The organism is Flavobacterium psychrolimnae, from assembly GCF_003312425.1.
Lineage (GTDB): Bacteria > Bacteroidota > Bacteroidia > Flavobacteriales > Flavobacteriaceae > Flavobacterium > Flavobacterium psychrolimnae.
This window is the reverse complement of the sequence record NZ_QNUX01000016.1, coordinates 78,503-101,555: the sequence shown is the minus strand read 5'-3', so window position 1 is coordinate 101,555 and position 23,053 is coordinate 78,503. Positions and strand designations below refer to the sequence as shown.

General features: G+C 35.0%; 19 protein-coding genes and 1 tRNA gene. 3 read left to right on the top strand and 17 right to left on the bottom strand.

The window, feature by feature from the left end; all coding sequences use genetic code 11:
* The first annotated feature begins 24 nt into the window (after positions 1-24).
* Positions 25-106 (top strand) — tRNA-Leu (locus tag DR980_RS14945).
* A gap of 52 nt (positions 107-158) precedes the next feature.
* Here DR980_RS14945 and DR980_RS14940 read toward each other — a convergent pair.
* Complete coding sequence (locus DR980_RS14940) at positions 159-1,922, bottom strand: DUF885 domain-containing protein (RefSeq protein WP_113637632.1); 1,764 nt, start codon at positions 1,920-1,922, stop codon at positions 159-161.
* 180 nt (positions 1,923-2,102) lie between these two features.
* On the opposite strand from DR980_RS14940, the gene DR980_RS14935 reads away from it, so the two are divergent.
* Positions 2,103-4,250: a M3 family metallopeptidase gene (locus tag DR980_RS14935; RefSeq protein ID WP_113637630.1), complete on the top strand. Its 2,148-nt coding sequence runs from the start codon at positions 2,103-2,105 to the stop codon at positions 4,248-4,250.
* An 83-nt stretch (positions 4,251-4,333) separates the two neighbouring features.
* Here DR980_RS14935 and DR980_RS14930 read toward each other — a convergent pair whose 3' ends face one another.
* From DR980_RS14930 to DR980_RS14905, 6 genes are all read right to left on the bottom strand, one after another.
* A complete protein-coding gene (locus DR980_RS14930) occupies positions 4,334-4,696 on the bottom strand; it encodes a nuclear transport factor 2 family protein (protein WP_073352809.1) in 363 nt (120 codons plus the stop codon).
* A gap of 84 nt (positions 4,697-4,780) precedes the next feature.
* Positions 4,781-5,689 carry a pseudouridine synthase gene (locus DR980_RS14925; protein ID WP_113637628.1) on the bottom strand — a complete coding sequence of 303 codons (909 nt, stop codon included), beginning with the start codon at positions 5,687-5,689 and terminating at the stop codon, positions 4,781-4,783.
* Between the two features lie 272 nt (positions 5,690-5,961).
* The gene (locus DR980_RS14920) at positions 5,962-6,915 is read right to left on the bottom strand and encodes a geranylgeranylglycerol-phosphate geranylgeranyltransferase (protein WP_113637626.1); all 954 of its coding nucleotides are present in this window, start codon (positions 6,913-6,915) and stop codon (positions 5,962-5,964) included.
* A 92-nt stretch (positions 6,916-7,007) separates the two neighbouring features.
* Positions 7,008-7,946 carry a mevalonate kinase family protein gene (locus DR980_RS14915; protein WP_113637624.1) on the bottom strand — a complete coding sequence of 313 codons (939 nt, stop codon included), beginning with the start codon at positions 7,944-7,946 and terminating at the stop codon, positions 7,008-7,010.
* A 56-nt stretch (positions 7,947-8,002) separates the two neighbouring features.
* The gene (locus DR980_RS14910; protein ID WP_091172971.1) at positions 8,003-8,197 is read right to left on the bottom strand and encodes a hypothetical protein; all 195 of its coding nucleotides are present in this window, start codon (positions 8,195-8,197) and stop codon (positions 8,003-8,005) included.
* A gap of 44 nt (positions 8,198-8,241) precedes the next feature.
* Positions 8,242-9,345 carry a diphosphomevalonate/mevalonate 3,5-bisphosphate decarboxylase family protein gene (locus tag DR980_RS14905; protein ID WP_113637622.1) on the bottom strand — a complete coding sequence of 368 codons (1,104 nt, stop codon included), beginning with the start codon at positions 9,343-9,345 and terminating at the stop codon, positions 8,242-8,244.
* 287 nt (positions 9,346-9,632) lie between these two features.
* On the opposite strand from DR980_RS14905, the gene DR980_RS14900 reads away from it, so the two are divergent.
* Positions 9,633-10,109 (top strand): TspO/MBR family protein, encoded by a 477-nt coding sequence (locus DR980_RS14900; protein ID WP_091172978.1) that lies wholly within the window; start codon positions 9,633-9,635, stop codon positions 10,107-10,109.
* Between the two features lie 8 nt (positions 10,110-10,117).
* Here the strand turns inward: DR980_RS14900 and DR980_RS14895 are convergent, their stop codons facing one another.
* The 10 genes from DR980_RS14895 to DR980_RS14850 all read right to left on the bottom strand — a co-directional run bounded on the left by DR980_RS14895 (position 10,118) and on the right by DR980_RS14850 (position 23,028).
* A complete protein-coding gene (locus tag DR980_RS14895; RefSeq protein WP_113637621.1) occupies positions 10,118-10,852 on the bottom strand; it encodes a hypothetical protein in 735 nt (244 codons plus the stop codon).
* A 125-nt stretch (positions 10,853-10,977) separates the two neighbouring features.
* Positions 10,978-12,186, bottom strand: a complete 1,209-nt coding sequence (locus DR980_RS14890; RefSeq protein ID WP_113637619.1) for a BaiN/RdsA family NAD(P)/FAD-dependent oxidoreductase — start codon at positions 12,184-12,186, stop codon at positions 10,978-10,980.
* A gap of 34 nt (positions 12,187-12,220) precedes the next feature.
* On the bottom strand, positions 12,221-12,628 hold the full coding sequence (locus DR980_RS14885) for a GxxExxY protein (protein ID WP_113637617.1): 408 nt from the start codon (positions 12,626-12,628) through the stop codon (positions 12,221-12,223).
* A gap of 102 nt (positions 12,629-12,730) precedes the next feature.
* The gene (locus DR980_RS14880; protein ID WP_113637615.1) at positions 12,731-13,438 is read right to left on the bottom strand and encodes a glycerophosphodiester phosphodiesterase; all 708 of its coding nucleotides are present in this window, start codon (positions 13,436-13,438) and stop codon (positions 12,731-12,733) included.
* Positions 13,439-13,531: 93 nt separating this feature from the next.
* Positions 13,532-15,190 (bottom strand): alpha-amylase family glycosyl hydrolase, encoded by a 1,659-nt coding sequence (locus tag DR980_RS14875; RefSeq protein WP_113637655.1) that lies wholly within the window; start codon positions 15,188-15,190, stop codon positions 13,532-13,534.
* Positions 15,191-15,305: 115 nt separating this feature from the next.
* A complete protein-coding gene (locus tag DR980_RS14870) occupies positions 15,306-17,111 on the bottom strand; it encodes a glycoside hydrolase family 13 protein (RefSeq protein WP_244199319.1) in 1,806 nt (601 codons plus the stop codon).
* 267 nt (positions 17,112-17,378) lie between these two features.
* The gene (locus tag DR980_RS14865; protein ID WP_113637611.1) at positions 17,379-19,682 is read right to left on the bottom strand and encodes a glycoside hydrolase family 65 protein; all 2,304 of its coding nucleotides are present in this window, start codon (positions 19,680-19,682) and stop codon (positions 17,379-17,381) included.
* Between the two features lie 112 nt (positions 19,683-19,794).
* Complete coding sequence (pgmB, locus tag DR980_RS14860) at positions 19,795-20,451, bottom strand: beta-phosphoglucomutase (RefSeq protein WP_113637609.1); 657 nt, start codon at positions 20,449-20,451, stop codon at positions 19,795-19,797.
* A gap of 2 nt (positions 20,452-20,453) precedes the next feature.
* Positions 20,454-21,815, bottom strand: coding sequence for an MFS transporter (locus tag DR980_RS14855; RefSeq protein WP_113637607.1), 1,362 nt, complete (start codon positions 21,813-21,815; stop codon positions 20,454-20,456).
* 190 nt (positions 21,816-22,005) lie between these two features.
* On the bottom strand, positions 22,006-23,028 hold the full coding sequence (locus tag DR980_RS14850) for a LacI family DNA-binding transcriptional regulator (protein WP_113637605.1): 1,023 nt from the start codon (positions 23,026-23,028) through the stop codon (positions 22,006-22,008).
* Between the last annotated feature and the right edge of the window lie 25 nt (positions 23,029-23,053).

Below are 23,053 nucleotides of genomic sequence, written 5' to 3'. Positions count from 1 at the left end.
GTGTATCTTTGCACCCACAATTGCGCGGATATGGTGAAATTGGTAGACATGCCAGACTTAGGATCTGGTGCCGCAAGGCGTGTAGGTTCGAGTCCTATTATCCGCACAAAAAAAAGCTTCTCAATTTGAGAAGCTTTTTTTATACCTATACCTTAAAATTACTTGTTTTCTATCCAAGCATTAATTTTCTTTTCCAATAATGCCAATGGCATTACTCCGGATTCCAATACTTTTTCATGGAATTTTTTAATATCAAATTTAGCACCCATTTTAGTTTCCGCTTTTTTGCGTAGCTCCATTATTTTCAGCTGGCCAATCTTATATGACAAAGCTTGTCCCGGAATCGCCATATAACGCTCAATTTCAGGAATAATGCTCGCTTCGCTTTCGGCTTCATTTGCTAACGAATATTTAATAGCTTGCTCTCTAGTCCAGTCCTTGGAATGTAATCCGGTGTCAACAACTAATCGAACCGCACGGTGCATTTCATTGCCTAGCATTCCAAAATACTGATACGGATCTTGATACAATCCAAGTTCTTTTCCTAAACTTTCCGTATATAAAGCCCAACCTTCGCCATAAGCGCCAAACCAATTGAATTTTCTGAAATCAGGAAGACTTTCGTTTTCTTGTTGCAAAGAGATTTGAAAGTGATGTCCCGGAATGGCTTCATGCAAAAACAAATCTTCATCACCATACATATTATAATTGGCTACATCGGGAATTGGAACATAGAAAATACCGGGACGCGTGCCGTCAGCAGTTCCTTGATTGTACTCAGCACTGGCTGTTTTTTCTCTAAAAGCTTCTGTTCGTCTGATTTCGAATTTTGTTTTCGGTTGCAGCGCAAATAATTTATCTACATTTGGTTTGATGCGTGTGTAAATGCTTTGAAAATTAGCAATCACTTCTTCCGGTTTGGTGAAAGGTTTTAACTCCTTTTTATTTCTAACTTCCCCAAAGAATTCTAATAATGTGCCTTTGAAACCTACTTGGTTTTTTACCTTTTCCATTTCGGCATTCAATCGGGCTACTTCTTTCAATCCCAATTCATGAATTTGCTCGGGAGTCATTTCGGTAGTAGTCCATTGTTTTACATATGTGGCATATAACTCTTTTCCAAAAGGCAAACTTCCTATTCCGCTGGTTGCTCTGGAAGCAGGAAGATATTCTTTATTCAGGAAATCAGCCATTTTCTTGTATTGCGGAATCAGTTTGGTATTGATGGTCGCTGTGTATTTTGCTGTTAAATCTTCTTTTATGCTGTCAGGGAAAGAAGCAGGCATTAGTTTTATTGAAGAGTAAAATAGATTGTCTTCAATATTTGGCGTAGCCATTTCTGCAAATTGTGGAATCAGTTTTACCGTTAAAGATTTTGGTAACACAACACCTTTTGCAAGTCCTTTTTTCATGTAGACAATCGCTGAATCAATCCAAACAGCATACTTATCCATTCTTTTTAGGAAATTAGTATAGTCTTTTTCTGTTTTAAAAGGTTGTGCTCCGGTTCCTCCTGCAAATTGCCCCATAGTCAGATGCGTTCCCCAAAACTGGTGAACTGGAAGCAAATTTGTAGGTTGTTTCAATAAGTCCTTACCAATCTCAACTTCCCATTTGATGATTTCGTAACTGTTTCTTTCTTCTTCTGATAAATCTTCGACGGTGATATTTTTCAGAGCAGATTGGTACTTGTCAAAGAAAGCGGCTTGCGATTTTCTGAAACTGTCTGTCATTTCAAACTGCAGCTGATCGTTGTATTGATTTTGACCACTTTGAGTCGCATCCAATGGACTCATGGCATTTTTGTCGTCAAAATAATTTTTCGTCAGACTGCTGAAGTCTTGTTTTTTATCTTCGGATTTACAGTTAACCAGCAATAATGATGTGGTTACGGAAAGTAAAATAGTGGTTATTTTTCTCATAATGTATATTTGGTAATAGATTGAGCTAATTTATTGATTTTTTTTCAATTTATAATGTCAGAATAATTTTTCGTTTATAAAAGTGTTTTTGGTTGTCATAAAATTTAGTTAAGGCGCCGTTGTAGTTCTTGTTTTAAATAGATTTCGGCTAAATTTACTATTCTAATTAATCACACCTAAATGAGAAAAAAATCCTTTTTCATTTTGTTAGTCATTGGAAATATGCTAACAATTGAAGCACAAGAAAAAAAAGAAAACACAACTATGAATCCATTTTTTCAAGCTTACGACACGCCGTTTAACGTGCCGCCTTTCGACAAAATTAAAAATGAACATTTTAAACCCGCTATTTTAGAAGGAATCAGTAAACATCAAGCGGAGATTAATGCTATTGCAAATAATACGCAACCGGCTACTTTCGAGAATACGATTCTTGCCATGGAAAATGCCGGAGAATTATTGTCGAATGTGAATACGGTTTTTTCTAATTTGAATTCGGCGAATACCAATAAAGAGATTCAAAACATTGCCAAAGAAATGGCGCCAAATCTATCGGCACACCGAGATAATATCTACTTGAACGAAAAATTATTTGCAAGAGTAAAAACACTTTGGGACAAAAAAGAAACATTAGGCTTAAATTTAGAACAAGCTAAAATTTTAGATAATGCGTACAAAGATTTCGTTCGAAGCGGAGCCAATTTATCAAATGCTGATAAAGAAATATTGCGAAAAATAAACGGAGACCTTTCATTAACCAGTTTAAAATACGGTCAGAATATTTTGGCGGAGACCAATTCATACGAGTTGGTTATTGATAATAAAAAAGATTTAGCCGGATTGCCACAAGGATTAATTGATGCTGCCGCAGTTGATGCTAAAGCAAAAGGCAAAGAGGGAAAATGGGTTTTCACGCTTTCTAACTCCAGCGTGATGCCGTTTTTGCAATACAGTTCTAATAGAGAATTGCGCAAGCAAATTTGGAATGCGTACCAAACCAGAGGCAACCATGATGATGCTTTTGATAATAAGAAGAATGCAGTGGATTTAGCAAATCTTCGTGGACAAAAAGCGAGATTGTTAGGCTTTAAATCGCATTCGAATTATGTTTTGGAAGAAACGATGGCTAAAACACCGGAGAATGTAAACAAGCTGTTGAATGATTTGTGGAAACCAGCTTTGGAAATAGCTAAAACGGAAGCCGCAGATATTCAGAAAATGATGGCTAAAGAAGGAATTAAAGGTGCGGTACAACCGTATGACTGGAGATATTATACAGAAAAAATCAGAAAAGAACGTTTTGATTTAGACGAAGAAGAATTGAAACCGTATTTCAGTTTAGATAATGTTCGAAAAGGTGTTTTTCAAGTAACTGAAAAGTTATACGGAATTCAATTCAAAGAGTTGACTAATGTTCCAAAATACCACGAAGACGCAACCGTTTGGGAGGTTTTAGAAAAAGATGGTACACATCTTGGTGTTTTGTACATGGATTTTCATCCGCGTGAATCGAAACGTGGCGGTGCTTGGATGACCTCGTACAGAAATCAAAAAACGGTAGATGGTAAACGTGTTGCTCCAGTAGTTTCTATCGTTTGTAATTTTACAAAACCATCAGCAAATGCTCCTGCACTTTTGACTTTTGACGAAGTGACGACTTTCTTTCATGAATTTGGACATTCCCTACACGGGTTATTGTCAAATGTGACGTATAAAAGTTTAGCAGGAACAAGTGTTCCAAGAGATTTCGTAGAACTTCCTTCTCAAATTATGGAGAATTGGGCGGCTGAACCAGAAGTTTTAAAAATGTATGCAAAGCATTATAAAACTGGCGAAGTGATTCCAGAAACGCTAGTGAATAAATTGAAAAAAGCAGGTACTTTTGACCAAGGTTTTACCACAACAGAATATCTTGCTGCGTCTTTATTGGATTTAGAATACCATTCTCAAACCAAAGACATTACTGTTGATGCAAATGCTTTCGAAAAAGCAGCAATGACAAAAATTGGTTTAATTTCTTCTATTATTCCAAGATACCGCAGCACATATTTCAGCCATATATTCTCAGGAGGTTATTCTTCTGGATATTACAGCTACATCTGGTCAGGTGTTTTAGATACGGATGCTTTTGAAGCGTTCAAAACAACTAGTTTGTTTAATCCTGAAAAAGCCAAATTATTCCGTGAGAATGTTTTGGAAAAAGGAGGGACCGAAGATCCTATGGTTTTGTACAAACGTTTCCGTGGTGCCGAGCCAAGTATCGAACCGCTGTTGAGAAAACGTGGTCTGGACAAAAAGGCAGAACCGCTTAAAAAAGTGAAGGGATAACTATAATTTTCTTTTAAAATAAAAACCCTACGACATAAATAAATTGTCGTAGGGTTTTTTGTTTCTAATCAAAATCGGTTTTTTTATCCGTGATACACTCTAGAAGCAATTATTTTGTCTTCTCTGATGTCCAATACTTCCGCTACAAGCAAATCTTCCTCGCCAGTAACCGTTCTTATGTATTCCATAAAAACGCGGTCTCCATTGGCAGTAAGCGATTTTACTTTGTAATTTAAGCTTGGTAAACGCTCAAAAGCATCTTTCCACCATTCTCGCAAGGCTTCTTTACCGGTAACAAAACCGTTACTTTCCGGTTTGTACATTTTTAGTTTTGGACTAAAATGTACCGCATCTTCATCATATAAAGACAATAATTTTTCTAATTCTTTATTATTGAAAGTTTCAAACCATTTAAAAGCAATTGATTGTAATTTTTCTGGTGTCATACTTATTTAGGATTGAATTTTTAATTAAAAAAATCCCATTCCATATGAACGGAAGGGATTTCATTGTATAATTTCAAAGAAATATTAAACGTTCTTCAAATTGATAATTTCTTGGTCAGTAAGCAATCTCCAGTTTCCTCTTGGCAAATTCTTTTTGGTCAAACCAGCAAAAGAAACTCTGTCAATACGCAATACATCATAACTAAAGTGTTCAAAAATAGAACGAACTACTTTTACGTTAGCTGAACGCAATTGTAATCCAATTTCACTTTTCGCTTCTCCGTCAATGTAACTTACATCTTCCACAAAAACGCGGTGTCCGTCAAGAGTCAACCCTTTGTTTATTTTTTCTAAATCCTCAAATTTCAAGTTTTTATCCAATGAAACTTGGTAAATTTTAGATGATTTTTGACTTGGTAAGGTAAATTTACGAATCATATCCGTGTCATTCGTGAACAATAATAAACCAGTTGTATTCTTGTCCATTCTTCCCACTGCACCAATTTTTGCAGTCGTAGAACCTTTTACTAATTCTAATACATTACGATATTCCTGACCTTCGTCCATCGCAGTGGTAAAGTTTTTAGGTTTGTTCAGTAAGATGTATACTTTTTTCTCCGGTGTCAAAGTAGCCCCGTCAAAATTCACAACATCACCTGGTTTTACCATGTATCCCATTTCAGTAACAGGAATTCCGTTTACTTTTACCGTCCCAGATTGAATATAAATATCCGCATCACGACGCGAGCACGCACCAGAATTAGCAATGTATTTATTCAAACGAATTTCGTCTTTTACTTTCGGTCTCTTTGGTGCTTGATTTGGTTTTTTCTCTACTTTATCAGTAGCGATATCGGCAACTTTAGTATTTACTTTAACTTTTTTCGGCCCTTGAGCGCGCTTCTGCATGGCAGGTTTTGGCTTATTCGAACTTGGTCTTGAGCTAGGTGCTCTTGGACCACTTTTCTTATTATTGCCTTCCTTGTTATTCATAATATTCCAATAATTTGTGCAAAGATACTATTTATATACTTGACAATCAATAACCACCAATTATAAAAACGCTAACTGTCTAGTTAATAAGTCAATTAATATATTTTAGTGTGGTTTTTTTGGAGCTATTTCCCGCTATCGTTTCAATCTTTTATTTTTTAAAGAAAAAAATAAAAGGATTTCCGCTACTATCGGGGCTATGCTAATCGGGGAATATAGGAGAATTTCGAGAATGGTTTTTTATCCTTTTTACAATTTGGAAAAAGGCAACATTAAACCATCAACAATTTTTTTCCATGCCATAAAACACTTGGATTAATCAAGACAATGCAAAGTACACCGGCAACAATAAGGAATTTCAATACATTGTGAAGTAGTAAAAACTGTGGTTTCGCATTTGATTTCCATAAGTATAACAGGAAAAATATCAAAACGATGAGGCAACAGTAAAAATAAATATCCATATAACCCACATCATAAATATCAATCAAAGCGTAAACGGGTAAAACAGTCAGAATGGTTAATACCGTGATGGTTTTCTTTGATACTTCCTCACCATAAACAATAGGAATCGTTTTATAATCATTGACTAAATCCCCTTTTAGGTTTTCTAAATCCTTAATCATTTCTCGAATCAACAGTAATAAAAACAAAAAACTGGCATGCGAAAAAATAACGCCTAATTGTCTTCTGTAATTTTCAATTTCTTCAAATGGAATCCGAGTGTAAAAATACAGCAGTATAGCAAAAAAAGGTAAAACAGCTAATAATGCAGCCATTAGGTTTCCTATTATTGGGTGTTTTTTTATTTTGTGGGAATAAAACCAGATGAAAAATATATATCCTGAAAAGAATAAAAACACACGCCAGGAAACAAACAAAGCCATTAAAGCAACAATAAAGTTGAGTGTAAAATAGACGTTTAGTTTAGTCTTTTGACTTACCAATCGATCCAACATCGACTTGTTAGGCCGATTGATTAAATCCTTCTGGCTGTCATAAAAGTTGTTGATGATATATCCTGAAGCAATCGTAAGGGAAGATGCAAAAACCAGAATAAATAAATTGAAGTCCAATAAAATATCAAGCGCTCTTTTTTCCGGAGCCAAAATAAATATAGCCGAAAGGTATTGGGCCAAAATAATGACGGGAATGTTATAGCCTCTAACCACAGAGAACAAACTTGCAATTTTCATTAGGAGAAGTTTGTGCTGCCTGCTTAACATTTATATTTATTTAAGAATATGTTCCCAATAATAAGGAAACTATTTTAGGATTAAATCTCCCTCTCCTTGGGAGAGGGTCGAGTAGAGGATGTCTAAAACTGATATACTACTTCTAGTTTATAATCTTTTAGCGACGCTTTGGCTTTTTCTAAATCTTCGGTAAAACCTAAGATGTAACCGCCACCACCGGAACCGCATAATTTTAAATAATAATCGTTGCTGTCAATTCCTTGCTGCCAAATTCCGTGAAATTGTTCCGGTATCATTGGTTTGAAGTTATTCAAAACTACTTTAGATAATTTCTTGGTATTCATGAACAATGATTTCATGTCTCCGCCAAGGAAATTTTCTACACAAGCATCCGTATATTTTACAAATTGATTTTTCAACATCGCACGGAAACCTTTATCTTTTAAGCTTTCCATGAAAATGTTTACCATCGGAGCCGTTTCGCCTACAATTCCTGAATCTAATAAAAAGACAGCACCTTTTCCGTCAAAACTTTGTGTTGGAATTCCGGTTGCTTCAATATTATCTTTCGAATTAATCAAAATCGGGATACTCAAATAGCTGTTTAATGGATCTAAACCAGAACTTTTTCCGTGGAAAAAACTCTCCATTTGAGAAAATATATTTTTTAATTGCAATAATTTTTCACGAGTTAAGTTCTCTAGAACCGTGATTTTGTTGTGTGCGTATTTATCATAAATGGCGGCTACAAGTGCGCCACTGCTGCCTACACCATACCCTTGAGGAATACTGGAATCAAAATACATTCCAGTTTCTACATCATTTTTCAATGAGTCTAAATCAAAAGTTACTAAATCTGGCTGCTCGTTTTGTAACGTTTCTAAATACGTTACAAATCGTTTCAAGTGACCGTTTGATTTAATCGCTTCTTCAGATGGATTTTCTTCTTTTTTAAGTGCTCCGTTGTAAAAATTATAAGGAATTGAAAGCCCTTTTGAGTCACGAATAATTCCGTATTCTCCAAAGAGTAATATTTTTGAGTAAAACAAAGGTCCTTTCATATGATGTTTTAAATTAACAATTTGGGGTTGATAATTAGGTATTTGTATAATAATTTTTATAAATCAACTTGGTCTCCGCGATTTGCTTCTAAGATTCCTAGATCAATTTCTTCTTGTTGTTCAGGAGATAAATCTTTCCAAACGTCTTTTTTTTGTGCTTTGAAAATATTTTTTACAGCCTCGATTATAGCGTTGTCGTTCGTTTCTAACAATAACTTAATCAATTCTAATTTCTCTGATTGAATATCCATAATTTCAGCTCTTTAAAAAATAAAGATAGGGAAAAATAAAGACATTAAATCATCACAGCACCATTTCCAATTTCGTCACAAATGTACTGACCATTTTGGCAATAGCCAACTAATTCGTTCTTAATAAATTGTAAAACTTTTTCGGCAACATTTTCCGGATATAAAACATGCACATTTGCACCGGCATCCAGCGTGAAACAAACCGGAATTTTAGTCTCATTTCTGAATTTCCAAATCGCATTTATAATCTCCAAAGTGTTTGGTTTCATTAATATAAAATACGGCATTGAGGTCATCATCATGGCATGCAACGTCAAGGCTTCACTCTCTACAATTTTGATGAACTCGTCCAGATTACCGTTTTCAAAAATTGAAATCAGTTGGTCTAAATTTTCATGCGCTTGTGCAAATCGCCTTTCGGCAAAAGGATGGTTGTGCATTAAATCATGTCCCACGGTACTTGAAACTTGTTTTTCTCCTTTATCAACCAGTAAAATGGTGTCTTGAAAATTCTTGAAATTGGCATGAATAGCATTTGGAAATTCAACTCCAAATAAATCAGAGCTTCCGGAGATATTTGCATGTTTACCCCAAACCACTACTTGGCCTTTTACACTTCTGCAAGCGCTTCCAGAACCCAAACGTGCTAATAACGACGCTTTTTGATAGAAATATTCCTCAGTCATTTCAGGATTTAACACTTTTTCTAAACTCATTAAGTTCATCGCCAAAGCAGCCATTCCAGATGCCGATGAAGCAATTCCGGAACTATGCGGAAAAGTATTTTCGGTATCAATTGTAAAATGATAGTCTTTTAAAAACGGCAAATAGATTTCAATTCGCTCCAAGAATTTTTGGATTTTCGGCTTGAAATCTTCTTTTGGTTGTCCTTCAAAAAGTAAATCAAAAGAGAAATTATTATCCGTCACATTGAGCGCAGTCGAAATGTCTTTTTTGGCGAAAGCCAATTTGGTAATCGTTTTACAATTATTCAACGTAAAACTCACCGAAGGATTCGCTGGAATTTGATTGTCTTTTTTTCCCCAATATTTTACAAGGGCAATGTTGCTGGGCGCGCTCCATTGAAAATTTCCGTTTTCAACTGAATGCGTATATTTTGATGGAATAAAATCGTTTATTGAAATCATAAAATGAAAAATTTACGCAAAGATACTTTTTTTGCGTTATTTGTTTATTCGATTAGATGGTTAATCGTTAGAAAGATTTAAGTAAATTTGGACAATAAAAATAATCATATAAGTCCACCAAGGATTTTTTAACCATTGAGGAATTAAGCTTCATTAGGTACTGAGCTTAATTTTTCTTAATTCCGTAATTGTGAGAAATATAAAGTTTACGAGATAATTAATACACTTATTGTTTCTTAAATGGCTTATATGTTTCAAGAAAATAGTACATTTTAAAAATTATAAAAATGAATAAAATCACCCGAATATTGGCTGTTGTTGTTACGTGTCTTGCGATTGGATATTTCTCTGGAACGGTTACTCGTTCTGCTATTACTACTTGGTATCCCACTTTGATAAAACCAAGTTTTAATCCGCCCAATTGGATATTTGCGCCAGTTTGGAGTATGTTGTACGTAATGATGGGTGTTGCCGCAGGTTTAGTTTGGGACCGAATAGAAGTAGAAAAAGAAGCCGTAAAAAAAGCGTTGATTTTCTTTGCAATACAATTGGCACTAAATGCTTTGTGGTCGTATTTATTCTTTGGATTGCACAACCCGATGTTAGCCGGATTAGAAATTATTGTATTGTGGTTGATGATTTTTGAAACGTACATTCAGTTTTCTAAAATCAATAAAATTGCGGGTTATTTATTCATTCCGTACTTAGCGTGGGTAAGTTTTGCAGCGGTTTTGAATGGAAGTATCTGGTGGTTGAATAGATAAAATTCTGTTTAAAGTCTTTTAAATTTAATATTTTTCGCAAGCAAAAAATCCATTACAGTCAATACATTGTTGCTTTCGGCTACTGTTTTTGATTTTGGGTCCGCATCGCAAAATTCTAGGAAAAGCTCTATTTGGTCAGGATTTAATTTTAAAGTTTGATGATAAAATTTTTCGTCACAGCTGTTTCTTGCCAATTGTTTGAATTCAATTTGAGGAGTTCCTTTAACGACTTCTTTTTCTTTGATGAACAACTTTAAAATCATTCCGCCAATCCGCATTAAATCCATGCCGTTTTCAATACTACCATTGTAAACGCCCGTTTTTAAGCTTCTTGCAGACTTTTCTACGGCTAATTGGTCAAGTTTTCCCTGTTCGTAGGCTTTATCTGTGCTTAATTTTATTGACGGCATTTTTGTAATTAATACTTCTTCTAATTCTTCCGGTTTAAGTATTAATGAAATAAGAAGGTTGTTTTTATCAATGGTCTTTTGATCTAAAACAATTTTTTTGATGTCATGATTTTTTGAAATAAAAATGAGTTCGTCACCCGCTTTTGCCATAATAGAAAATTCACCAGCAGCGTTTGTAACTGCGACTTTTTTAGAACTAAAATTAGCAACCTCAACTTTTTCCACAGGAAATTGTTCGTGTAAAACTTTCCCGTTGATTAATTTTTCAGTTTGTGAGAAACCAGATTGAAGTACAAATAATAGTAAGAAAGCAAAAAAGTAGTTTTTAATCATTCGTAGTTATTTGATTACAAAAATATTCAAATCGTTTCATGAAAATGAAAACAGAATGGTAAAGTCTTGTTAAGCTAAAACTAAATTTATCTTAATTAAAGTATTGAACTGTAATGACTTTGGTTTTATATCGCACTTGCCACAATAAACCCACTCGTCCAAGCATTTTGAAAATTGAAACCGCCTGTAATAGCATCAATATTTACGATTTCTCCAGCAAAATAAAGGTTTTCATGAAGCTTACTTTCCATGGTTTTGAAGTTGATTTCTTTTAAATCGATTCCACCAGCAGTTACAAACTCTTCCTTAAAGGTACTTTTTCCATTGACTTGAAAAGTTCCGTGTGTCAATTGATTCGCTAAGTTTTGCAATTGTATTTTAGATAAATCAGCCCATTTCGTCTCCACTTCAATTCCTGAAGCGAGAACCAAACTTTCCCAAAGTCTATTGGTGATTTCGAATGGTGATTTCTTAGAAACTGATTTTTTTGCGTGTTCCTTTTTTAATTCTTTTAGTTTTTTCTCGACATCTTCTTTGTCAGCATCATTCAACCAGTTCACGAAAATGGTGAACTGATAATTTTTGTCATGCAAGATTCGGGCACCCCAAGCGGAGAGTTTCAAAATCGCTGGACCACTCATTCCCCAATGCGTAATTAACAAAGGTCCAGTTGATGTGAGTTTAGTGTCTTTTACTTTTACGGTTACTTGAGCCGCAACTCCGGGTAATTCTTTTATTCTGGAATCTTTGATGTTGAAAGTGAATAGGGAAGGAACCGGGCTGACAACAGCATGGCCAAAATTCTGTAACATTTCCCATACTTTAGGATTGCTTCCTGTGGCTAAAATTAGCTTTTCTACAAGATAATTTTCGGTTTGCGTTTCGATTTTCCACTCATTTTCTTTCTTGAAAATAGATTGTACGCTTTGTCCCGTAAATACTGCAATTCCCAGTTTTTGTGTTGCTTTCAGGAAACAATCAATAATCGTTTGAGATGAATTCGAAACGGGAAACATGCGTCCGTCCGCTTCAATTTTTAATTCTACGCCATGTTTCTCAAACCATTCAATCGTGTCGCCAGAGCAAAACTGATGAAAAGGACCACGTAATTCTTTTTCGCCACGCGGGTAAAATTTCACTAATTCGTTAGGTTCAAAACAAGCGTGCGTCACGTTGCATCTTCCGCCACCGGAAATTCGAACTTTTTGCAATACTTCTGCACCGCGTTCTAAAATCGCGACTTTCAGTTTTGGATTTTTCTCCACAATATTAATCGCTGTAAAAAAACCTGCTGCGCCACCGCCTACTATTATTATATCGAAATTCTGATTCATTTTTTAACCATTAAGAGAGTTAAGATTTTTAAGTTTAATCATCAGCAAGCCGAGAAAAATATTCGTTAATTAAAGGTTTGCATGATTTTGTTATATTGAGAGTATTAAAATTGATGAGTAGCCCTTGTGGAATACTTAATAGTTTCATGTAAGTTAGTAGTTTAGCTTCATCAATTGGGTGAAATTTTTCAACCGTTTTCAACTCAACAATAATACAATCATTTATTAATAAATCTAATCGTAATGGATTGGCAAGTTCTAAATCATAGTAATCTATTGCGACATTAAATTGTTGCTTCACATTATACCCATTTTTTTCTAACTCATATTTCAAGCATTCTTCATAAATTTTTTCTAATAAACCGGGTCCTAGTTTTTTATGAACTTTTATTGCGTAACCAATAATTTCATAGGATAATTGTGTTATCTCTTTTTTTGTCATAAACTGAATTATTTATCTCGTTACTTAATTGACTTAAATTACTTAATGGTTTAAAAGAAAATATTTTGTTGAGGATATAATATTAAATTAAAATATTCTGGTTCATATTCTATTTGGGAAATCGGTGATGATTCCGTTTACGTTGAATGTTTTTATTTTTTGAATGTCTTCTAATTCATTGATGGTCCAAGGAAAAACCTGCAATCCTTTTTCCTGCATTTGTGCCGTGTTTTCTTTTGTCAATAAATGAAAATGCGGATGAATGGATTTTGCCTGAATGAATTTGGCGAAAGCCAAAGCCAAGTCTAAATCGGTTTCCGTTAAAACGCCAATGGGAATTTTATCATTTAAAAAAGCCACTTGCTGCAGTGCATTCCAATCAAAACTGGAAACTAAAAATCGGTCGTATTTCCAGTCTTTTTTAGCGACGTATTTTTCAATAAGTGAAACTACTTTATCAGTTGCTTCATGACTTTTGAGTTCAATATTGATAAAACAATCTTGGTTTACCAAATCAAAAACCTCCTTCAGAGTTGGAATTTGCTGCGCCAGTTCGGCTAAATGCCTCGGGTCATATTTTCCATCTATTCGAAAAGTTTTCAATTCGCGCAAAGATAATGTATTTACAAAACCTTTTCCATTGGTCGTTCGGTCAATAGTTTCGTCGTGAATAACGATTATTTCGCCATCAGCACTCAAATGCACGTCAAGTTCAATGCCGTCCACTTGCATATCTAATGCTTTTTGGAATGAAACAAAGGTGTTCTCTGGTTCATATCCTTTTGCGCCACGATGTCCAATTTTGAGCATTGTCTTTTATTTTTTGGTAAAGGTAAACATAAAAAAAACGCCTTTATTTCTAAAGGCGTTTGGATTAAATTATTTTGAAAATTATTTTGAAAATTATTTTTTCAATTCCAATAAAACAATGTCAAATTCTGAATTGATTGTCACTTTTCCATTTACAACAAGTACTTCTTTACCTGAATACGAATCTTTTAATAAGGTGCCATCTGCGAAAATAGAACTTACTGAAAGTTCTTTGGTGCCAATTGCTAAATCCAATCCTACCACCACTGCATCCGAATAATCTCCTTTAGAAAAAGTTCTAGAAAAAGTATATGGTTGAGCCGAAATTTGTTTGTGAATTCCTGCTCCAACCGAAGGATGATTTTTTCTGAATTGACCCAATTTTTGCCAATGCAACAACGTTTTTTGTGTTTCAGGATTTGATTTGATAGCTTCCCAATTCATAAACGAACGCAAGGTAGCATCGCCTTTTGTTCCTTCGATAACTAGCGAACGAGCACTTTCATCACCATAATATACTTGAGAAAGTCCGGGACTGAGTAATAATTTTGTTCCGCTTTCTATAGTTTTGGTACGATTTGCATCAAATGGTCCGCCGTCATCATGCGAAGACAAATAGTTCAAAACACTATATCCTTTCAAGTCATTGTTCAGCTTGTTTGAATATTTGGAGAATATAAATTCATAGTCTTTCTGGGAATCCCATTTGAATTCGAAATTGATCATGTTGTTAAAACCATTTTTAAAATAGTTTATTTTTTTGTCTCCAAAATCAAAATCTTGTCCGCCACTGATGCCATAATTATAGACTTCAGCAATGGTGTAAAAGGAATTGTTATCTAACACTTTTGTTGGGTTGTTTTTCTTCCAAGTTTCAAAAGCGTAATCACATTGGGTTTTAAAGTCTGCCCATACGGTTTCGTCGGTATGTTTTACTGTGTCGCCTCTGTAACCGTCAATTCCGTAATCAGCAATATAATCCGTCAACCATTTGATGATGTAATATTTTGGCGCTCTTGGATATCCCGTGCGAGCAAAAAACATATCCAGTTCTTTCATTTCTTGTTCGTAACGCCCTTCTTTTTTCCATTTTTCGATTAAAAAAGTAGGTAAAGCCACAGCTTGATTGCTCTCAGTTTTTATATCCGGAAGATTAGCTACGAGTGTGCAAGCTGTTGTGTTTTCGAACGATTTATAATCGCAGGTTGGTCCTGTTCTCACCCAGTCATTTGGCCAAACCGTATCTTTAGCAGTTACAGGTCCTGTATGGTTGATTACACCATCAAGAATAATTCGGATGCCGTGTGCATGTGCTTTGTGAACTAACGCAGCCAAGTCTTCTTTGGTTCCAAAGTTAGGATCTAAGTTGGTCCAGTCTTTGGCCCAATAGCCATGAAAGCCATAACTTAAACCGGTTCCTTCGTCAACGCCATCGTGAATTTGTTCCACTACTGGTGTGAACCAAATGGCATTGATGCCTAATTTATCAAAATAACCTTCGTCAATTTTTTGAGAAATCCCTTTGATATCGCCACCTTCAAAACCACGAAGTTTTCCCGTAGTTTTGGTTCTGTTGAAGTTTATATCATTCGAAGTGTCACCATTATTAAAACGGTCTGTCATCAGGAAATAAACATTCGCTCCTTCCCAAACGAAAGGTGTTTTGTTACTCTCAGCAACCGTTTTTGTACTGGAGCAACTACTTATAATTGTCATGGTTAATAGTAAAAGTGGGATTGAATATTTTTTCATTTTTTTAGTATTAAATGATTGTTTTTTTTGAAACATATAAGTTATATAAGTTCATTAAAGATTAGTTCTTCTTCTTTTAAACTCATTTTTTCTTAAATTGCTTATATGGTTTAAATTATTTCAATTCTAAAATCAAAACCGATTTTGGCTCTATTATAATTTCGTTTGTAACATCAAATGTAAGTTCAGAAATTACATCTTTTCCGGTTTTAAAGTTTTTGATGTTTTCTTTGAAACGATTGGTTTTTACCGATTTTGTTTCGTTGCTGTTGTTCATTAAAACCATCACTGTTTCATCTTTGTTGTATCTAAAATAAACGTAAACATTGTTCTCCGGAATGTAGTGTGTCATTTTTCCAAAATGTACCGCCGCCTTTGTTTTTCTCCAATTGAATAATTTGGAAGTAAAGTCAAAATACTCACTTTGTCCCGGAGTTCTTCCTTCTTTTACAAAAGCATTGTTCTCGTCACCTTCCCAACCGCCAGGAAAATCTTGACGAATATCGGCATCGCCTTTGTTTTTATCACCGGCCATTCCTATTTCACTTCCATAATACAATTGTGGAATTCCACGAACGGTAGCCATCAAAGTTATTGTCATCTTGTATTTTCTGATGTCGTTTCCGTAGGTTTGATTGATGCGATTGGTGTCGTGATTTTCGACAAAAATCAACATATTATTGATATTTGGATACAGAAAATCATTGGTAAAATTGTCATAAATTTTCACCATTCCTTTGTCCCAAGTCTCTTCATCTTCGTTGAAAGCTTTGGTTGTTGCCTCATATAAAGTAAAATCCATTACACTTGGCAAATACGAGTTGTAATTTTGAATTTCAGCAATTTTACTATCTTTTTGCCAATACGCCATTTGCGCCTGACTTTGCATCCAAACTTCCCCTACAATATTAAAATTTGGGTATTCATCTGTAATGGATTTAGTCCATTTTGCGATTCCTTTTGGGTCGGAATAATTATAGGTGTCAACTCTGAAACCGTCCAAATCAGCGTATTCAATCCACCAAATCGCATTTTGAATCAGGTATTTTAAAGTCAAAGGATTTTGCAAGTTTAAATCAGGCATCGATGGAACGAACCAACCATCTATCGCCACTTTTTTATCAATTTCAGAGGCGTTGGTGTCATGGATAACCGTTCTTTTATGATTAGTTTGCGTGTAAGTTTCAAATTGATTAATCCATTCTTTTGTAGGTAAATCTTTCATCATCCAATGCTCAATTCCCCAGTGATTCGTCACATAATCCATCACCAGTTTCATATCTCGTTTGTGCATTTCGGCAGCCAAGCGAACATAATCAGCATTGGTTCCAAAACGAGGATCAATTTTATAAACGTCAGATTGTCCGTATGTGTGATAGGAATGTTTAGCATCGTTATCCTCACATAGAGGCGTGCTCCAGATGGTTGTTGCACCTAGTTCTGCTATATAATCCAGATTTTTTATGATTCCTTCAATGTCGCCACCGTGTCTTCCGCCCGGTAATTCTCTGTTATATTTTTCTTGGGTCGAATTTTCGCTGTCGTTATTCCTGTTTCCGTTGGCAAAGCGGTCCGGCATCAATAAATACATCATATCCGAAGAGTCAAAGCTTTTGCGTTGCGCAGAATTTTCTTTTCTTTTATTTAAAGAATATTTTTGAGTAAACGTTTCTTTGTTTTTGCTTTTAAAGGTAAAAACGAAATCAGAGGCCACAACTTTTTTAGTATCGATTGTAACAAAAATGTAGTTGGGATTCTCGGTTCTTCTTACGTTGGTTATTTTTATCCCATTAGAAACGGTGACTTGGTTTTGAGAAATGTCTTTGCCGTAAAAAAGTATCTGCAGTTCTGGATTTTGCATTCCTGCATACCAAAAAGGCGGTTCTACTTTGTCGATTTGAGCGTGTAACGTTACAGACATAAAAAAAAGGAATAAGGTTATTTTTTTTAGAAAGCTCCTATTTGTGAAAGGTAAAGAAATAATTTTATTCATGGTGAAATAGATTGTTTACATTAAATTTTAATGAGGATTGTAAAAAAAGCGCTGCAGTTTTAAGCGGATTATGCATTGGATAATTCCAAGAAGAATCATACTTATATAAACAATCCCAATGTGAATTGGGATTGTTATTTTGCTTGTTACGGCTTGAATTAAATGATAGAATAAACTACAAGTTCTAACAATTGCTTATACAGTAATTAAATTCTCAGGCGTAACTACAACAGCTTTTCCGTTTACAACGATAGCTAATTCTTTATCGCCAACAATTGAGAAAGTAGTTTCATTATGATTGATTGCTACTTTCAAAATTTGGTTTCTGAAATTAATTTTAAACGAATATCCTTCCCATTCTTTCGGGATTTTTGGAGAAAAATGAAGTGTATCATCTTTAATTCTCATTCCGCCAAAACCTTCTACAATACTCATCCAAGTTCCTGCCATTGAGGTAATATGACAACCTTCTTCAACTTCTTTATTGTAATCATCAAGATCCAGACGTGAAGTTCTCAAATAGAAAGTATAGGCCATATCCATTTTGTCCAATAAAGCGGCTTGAATCGAGTGAACACAAGGCGAAAGTGAACTTTCATGAACCGTAAAGGATTCGTAAAATTCAAAATTATTTTTCAATTCTTCTTTAGAAAAATGATCTTCGAAGAAATAGAAACACTGCAAAACATCGGCTTGTTTGATGTACGGCGAACGTAAAATTCTATCCCAAGACCATTTTTGATTGATTGGTCTTTGGCTTTTGTCCAAATCAGCTACGCGAACCAATTCTTTGTCCAAGAAACCGTCTTGTTGCAAGTAAACATTATGTTCCTCCGAAAACGGGAAGTACATATTATCCGAAACTTTTTTCCAAGATTGTAATTCGGAATCCGATATTTTTACTTTTTCCGTAATTCGCTTGTGATCTACAGGATATTCCAGAGACACTTTCTGAATTTGTTCGTAAGTATATTCCAAACACCATTTTGCAATATAATTGGTATAGAAATTATTGTTTACGTTGTTCTCGTATTCGTTTGGACCAGTAACTCCAAGAATTACGTATTGGTTTAAATTAGTCGAAAAATTCGCTCTTTGATGCCAGAAACGAGCAATTGCTATTAATACCTCTAGACCTTTTTCAGGAATGTAGCTGTAATCGCCGGTGTATCTGTAAAAGTTATAAATGGCAAATGCGATAGCTCCATTTCTATGAATTTCTTCAAAAGTAATTTCCCATTCGTTATGACATTCTTCACCGTTCATGGTAACCATTGGGTACAAAGCGGCACCATTAGTAAATCCTAATTTAGCAGCGTTTTCAATGGCTTTGTCCAATTGATTGTAGCGGTACGTCAATAAGTTTCGAGCCACTTCCTGATCTTTGGTCGCCATGTAAAACGGAATGCAATACGCTTCGGTGTCCCAATACGTAGAACCTCCGTATTTTTCCCCAGTGAAACCTTTAGGTCCAATATTCAATCGAGAATCTTTTCCTAAATACGTTTGGTTCAACTGAAAAATGTTGAAGCGAATTCCTTGTTGTGCTTTTACATCACCATCAATGGTAATGTCTGACATTTCCCAAATTTTTGCCCAAGCATCAATTTGGTCTTGTAACATTTGATCATATCCTAATGCTAAAGCGGATTGAATCACTTTTTCGGCAGCATTAATGGTGTTTTCATGGTTTAAGGAAACCGTATAGCCACCAATTTTTTGTATTGACGATTTTTGGCCTTGTGCGACAATTACATCGTAGCTAAACTGAATTCTATCAGTTGTTGCATCAATATTAGAAGGAGAAATTCCTGTTTTTTCACCATTTGTCAAAATGGTGTTTTGCATGAAAGTGGTTACTTTGAAATGTGTTTTGAACGTCTGAGCGGTTACAAAAGCCTCATTTCCGGATTTTTTTACGTCAAGCGGTTCCCAAAATTTTTCTTCCCAGTTCGCATCTTCATTGGTTACACCAGCATCAATGTAGGGTTTGTAAATTATTTTTGCATCCTTGTTCAAAGGTGTTATTTCATAATTAATAACGCCAACTTCATCCAAGTTTAACGAAAGGAAACGACGCACATTTACAGAAATTTCAGTACCGTTTTTTAAAGTGGCTTCAAAAGAACGATGGTACCATCCTTCTTTCATATTGAGTTCACGACGAAAGTTTTTGAAATCGGAACAGGTATTCAAATCCAGTTTTTCATCATTGATTTCAATGTCGATTCCAATCCAGTTTGGTGCATTCAAAACTTTGGCAAAATATTCCGGATAACCGTTTTTCCACCAGCCCACTTTGGTTTTATCAGGATAATAAATTCCGGCAATGTAGCTTCCCTGGAACGTTTCACCAGTATAATTTTCTTCAAAATTAGCACGTTGTCCCATGGCACCGTTGCCAATACTGAACAAACTTTCGGATGATTTTACGCTCTCTGCATCAAATCCTTCTTCTATGATGGACCAATTATCCGGTTTTATATAATCTTGATTCATTCTTTACTTTTGTTTAAAGTTTAAAAAGTTTAAGGTTTAGAAGTTTAAAGTTGTTGAAATTTATCACAGTTTTTCTAACCTCTTACTTCTTGTTTCTTTTTATTCTATCTTTTTATTTTCTAATTATTTCTTCTATGAAGTTTGTATCGATGGCTGTAAAATCCTTAAAGATATATTTAGCCTCATGCAAAGTATTTGCTTCACCTATTCCTACGCTAGTCATGTTTCCAATATTTGCCGCTTGAACTCCTGCCACTGAATCTTCAAAAACGATTGAATCCTCTGGTTTTATGTTCAGTAATTTTGCAGCCATTAAGAAAACTTCCGGATCCGGTTTGGCATTTGTTACATCATTTCCGTCTACAATGGCGTCAAAATAGGAGAGTAGTCCTGTTTTTTCTAAAATAGGTCTGGCATTTTTACTGGCTGAACCTAATGCGATGGGTTGGTTGTTCTCTTTTAAAAATTTTAAAATAGGAAAGACTCCTGGAAGAATTTCGCTTGCATCCATGTCGACTAAATAGGATAGATAGTCTTCATTTTTTTGAACTAACCATCGGTTTTTGTCTTCTTGCGAAGCTTCCACTTTTCCTAATTCTAATATGATATCCAAAGAGCGCACGCGGCTGACTCCTTTTAATAATTCATTATGTTCGTGTGTAAATTCGATATTTAATTCAGTAGCAATTTTTTGCCACGCTAAATAATGGTATTTTGCGGTGTCAACAATTACTCCGTCTAGGTCGAATATAAATGCTTTTGTATTCATTATTATTGTTTTATTACGTCATCAACATCTTTCACTTTAACAACTAAAATTGCAGCAATCAAGAAGCTGACGCCACTAGTCACTAATGCAAATATGGCATTGTCATTGTATACGTATTTAACTAATGGTCCGCCAATTAAGGCATTGATAATTTGGGGAATAACGACAAAGAAGTTGAAAATACCCATATAAACTCCCATTTTCATTGGGGAAATTGATCCGGCTAATATTGCATACGGCATAGATAAAATACTTGCCCAAGCAATACCTACAGCGACCATAGAAAGAATCAACCAATTTTCATTAGGAACAAAATAGATAGATATTAACCCAATTCCTCCAACAATTAAAGAGATGGAGTGCGTTAATTTTCTGCCGAATTTTTTTGCGATATATGGCAAAGCAAAAGCATAGAAAGCAGAAACTAAATTGTAAATACCAAACAGTACTCCAACCCAGTCACCAGCATTTTGATAAGCTTCACTTTTGCTGTCCGAAATAGGTAGACCATAAATATGATGGGCTATGGCAGGAGTGGTGAAAACCCACATTCCAAAAAGACCAAACCAAGAGAAAAATTGTACCCAGCTTAATTGTCGCATCGTGGTAGGCATTTTTCTGAAATCATCAAAAATGTCCAGTAAACTAGATTTTTTTGGATCAGCATCAGCCACTTTAGTTTGGTGATGCACCATTTCGTCTTCAAACTGTGCTAACTCCTCCGGAGAATATTCTTTGGCAGAAAAAATGGAAACCAGAATAGAAACTACCAGAATAGCCGCTCCTATAACAAAAGATAAAATCAAGTGCATTGGAACCCCGCCATTATCATCTCTGTTTGAAACGCCAAAATAATTCGTTAATACATAAGGTAATAATGAACCAATAACAGCACCAAAACCAATTAATGCGGTTTGTACGCTAAAACCTAATGTTCTTTGGTCGGTTCTTAAATTATCTCCCACTAAAGCTCTGAAAGGTTCCATGGCGATGTTGAAAGACGCATCCATAATCATCAGCATTCCGGCACCAACCCATAAGGCAGGTAGAAAAGCGATGAAAATTTCGGCTTGAGGCATTAATATTAGTCCAATTGAGGCTAATAAAGCACCTACTAAAAAGAAAGGTTTTCGTCTTCCGAATTTCCCCCACGTTTTGTCGCTGTAATGTCCTATAATGGGCTGAACGATAAGTCCCATTAACGGGGCAATAATCCAAAACCAGGATAGTTCATGTACATCTGCGCCAAAAATCTGGAGAATTCTGCTGGCATTAGCATTTTGAAGGGCAAAACCCATCTGGATTCCCAAGAAACCGAAACTCATGTTCCAAATTTCCCAGAAACTTAATCTACGCTTTTCCATTATCGTAATTTAAATATTAATACGATAAGCGCTATGCTTATCAAAACTTATCTTATTTTTCGAAGTAAAAGTTAAAGTTTTGAGAGGTAAATATAAAAATATATTTCAAACTTTTGTTTTACGGAAAGAAATTTTGGAGAACTTTTTCTACTACAAGGTTGTAGTAATGAATAATTTAACAAATAATAATTTAATTGGTTGATTCTCTTTCTATCAAATGGGTTTCTATAACTTCGGTTTTGTAGTTTTCGTCTTCTTCATCTTCCTCGGATTCGAGTCGGTCAATAAGCATTTTTGCAGCTTTATTTCCCATTTTTATTCCACTCTGACTTACGGTTGTAATAGTAGGTGTAGAATATTTGGAAATTATTCCATCCGTAAAAGCAATAACGGCCAAGTCATTAGGTACATTGAGTCCTATTTTATTCGCAGTTTTGATTATTGTTACTGCAAAAAGTTCATTCACAGCAAAAACAGCATCTATAGCTTTGTCTTCCAATAGTTTTCCAATAGTGATTTCGCAGGTATCTACATCTTCTATCTTGATGATTAGATTCTCATTGAAGGGAATATCGTTGTCCAGCAGTGCTTTGATATAACCATCGGTACGTAGTTTACCCACGCTCACGTAATCAACGGTGGTGACTAATGCGATCTTTTTTCGTCCTTTATCAATCAGGCTTTGTACCGCTTCATAAGCAGCGTATTTATCATCAATAATGACTTTGTCACAAAGGATATCATTTGTAACTCGGTCAAACATAACAACAGGCATTCCTTGATTGATGACTTCTGTGATATGATGAAAATCGCCTCTGAATTGAGTTTCTTTGGAGAGCGACATGATGAAACCATCGATACTTCCGTTGGCCAGCATTTCCATATTTAAGACTTCTTTGTCAAATGAATCGTCTGACAGACAGATGATAACACTATATCCATTTTCGTTTGCAACCTGTTCGATTCCATTTATAACTGTCGAGAAAAAATGATGAACAATTTCAGGGATAATAATTCCAATTGTTTTAGTTTTTCTATTTTTTAAACTAAGTGCAATATTGTTTGGTTTATAGTGGTAGAATTTAGCAAATGCCTGCACTTTAAGTCTGGTTTCTTCGCCTATTTCGAGACTGTTTCGTAAGGACTTAGAAACGGTGGAAATGGAAACGTCTAATTCTTTGGCAATTTGTTTAAGCGTTATTTTCCTTTTCATAGTAGTTTTTGGTAAAAATTTATTT

What these genes read in the sequence shown, in the direction of transcription:
- DR980_RS14865 (WP_113637611.1), bottom strand. Translation starts at nt 19,682, where the DNA reads ATGAATCAAGATTATATAAAACCGGATAATTGGTCCATCATAGAAGAA.
- DR980_RS14880 (WP_113637615.1), bottom strand. Translation starts at nt 13,438, where the DNA reads ATGCTCAAAATTGGACATCGTGGCGCAAAAGGATATGAACCAGAGAAC.
- DR980_RS14905 (WP_113637622.1), bottom strand. Translation starts at nt 9,345, where the DNA reads ATGATTTCAATAAACGATTTTATTCCATCAAAATATACGCATTCAGTT.
- DR980_RS14885 (WP_113637617.1), bottom strand. Translation starts at nt 12,628, where the DNA reads ATGACAAAAAAAGAGATAACACAATTATCCTATGAAATTATTGGTTAC.
- DR980_RS14850 (WP_113637605.1), bottom strand. Translation starts at nt 23,028, where the DNA reads ATGAAAAGGAAAATAACGCTTAAACAAATTGCCAAAGAATTAGACGTT.
- DR980_RS14910 (WP_091172971.1), bottom strand. Translation starts at nt 8,197, where the DNA reads ATGGATATTCAATCAGAGAAATTAGAATTGATTAAGTTATTGTTAGAA.
- DR980_RS14925 (WP_113637628.1), bottom strand. Translation starts at nt 5,689, where the DNA reads ATGAATAACAAGGAAGGCAATAATAAGAAAAGTGGTCCAAGAGCACCT.
- DR980_RS14875 (WP_113637655.1), bottom strand. Translation starts at nt 15,190, where the DNA reads ATGAAAAAATATTCAATCCCACTTTTACTATTAACCATGACAATTATA.
- DR980_RS14920 (WP_113637626.1), bottom strand. Translation starts at nt 6,915, where the DNA reads ATGTTAAGCAGGCAGCACAAACTTCTCCTAATGAAAATTGCAAGTTTG.
- pgmB (WP_113637609.1), bottom strand. Translation starts at nt 20,451, where the DNA reads ATGAATACAAAAGCATTTATATTCGACCTAGACGGAGTAATTGTTGAC.
- DR980_RS14930 (WP_073352809.1), bottom strand. Translation starts at nt 4,696, where the DNA reads ATGACACCAGAAAAATTACAATCAATTGCTTTTAAATGGTTTGAAACT.
- DR980_RS14890 (WP_113637619.1), bottom strand. Translation starts at nt 12,186, where the DNA reads ATGAATCAGAATTTCGATATAATAATAGTAGGCGGTGGCGCAGCAGGT.
- DR980_RS14870 (WP_244199319.1), bottom strand. Translation starts at nt 17,111, where the DNA reads ATGTCTGTAACGTTACACGCTCAAATCGACAAAGTAGAACCGCCTTTT.
- DR980_RS14915 (WP_113637624.1), bottom strand. Translation starts at nt 7,946, where the DNA reads ATGAAAGGACCTTTGTTTTACTCAAAAATATTACTCTTTGGAGAATAC.
- DR980_RS14855 (WP_113637607.1), bottom strand. Translation starts at nt 21,815, where the DNA reads ATGGAAAAGCGTAGATTAAGTTTCTGGGAAATTTGGAACATGAGTTTC.
- DR980_RS14940 (WP_113637632.1), bottom strand. Translation starts at nt 1,922, where the DNA reads ATGAGAAAAATAACCACTATTTTACTTTCCGTAACCACATCATTATTG.
- DR980_RS14900 (WP_091172978.1), top strand. Translation starts at nt 9,633, where the DNA reads ATGAATAAAATCACCCGAATATTGGCTGTTGTTGTTACGTGTCTTGCG.
- DR980_RS14895 (WP_113637621.1), bottom strand. Translation starts at nt 10,852, where the DNA reads ATGATTAAAAACTACTTTTTTGCTTTCTTACTATTATTTGTACTTCAA.
- DR980_RS14935 (WP_113637630.1), top strand. Translation starts at nt 2,103, where the DNA reads ATGAGAAAAAAATCCTTTTTCATTTTGTTAGTCATTGGAAATATGCTA.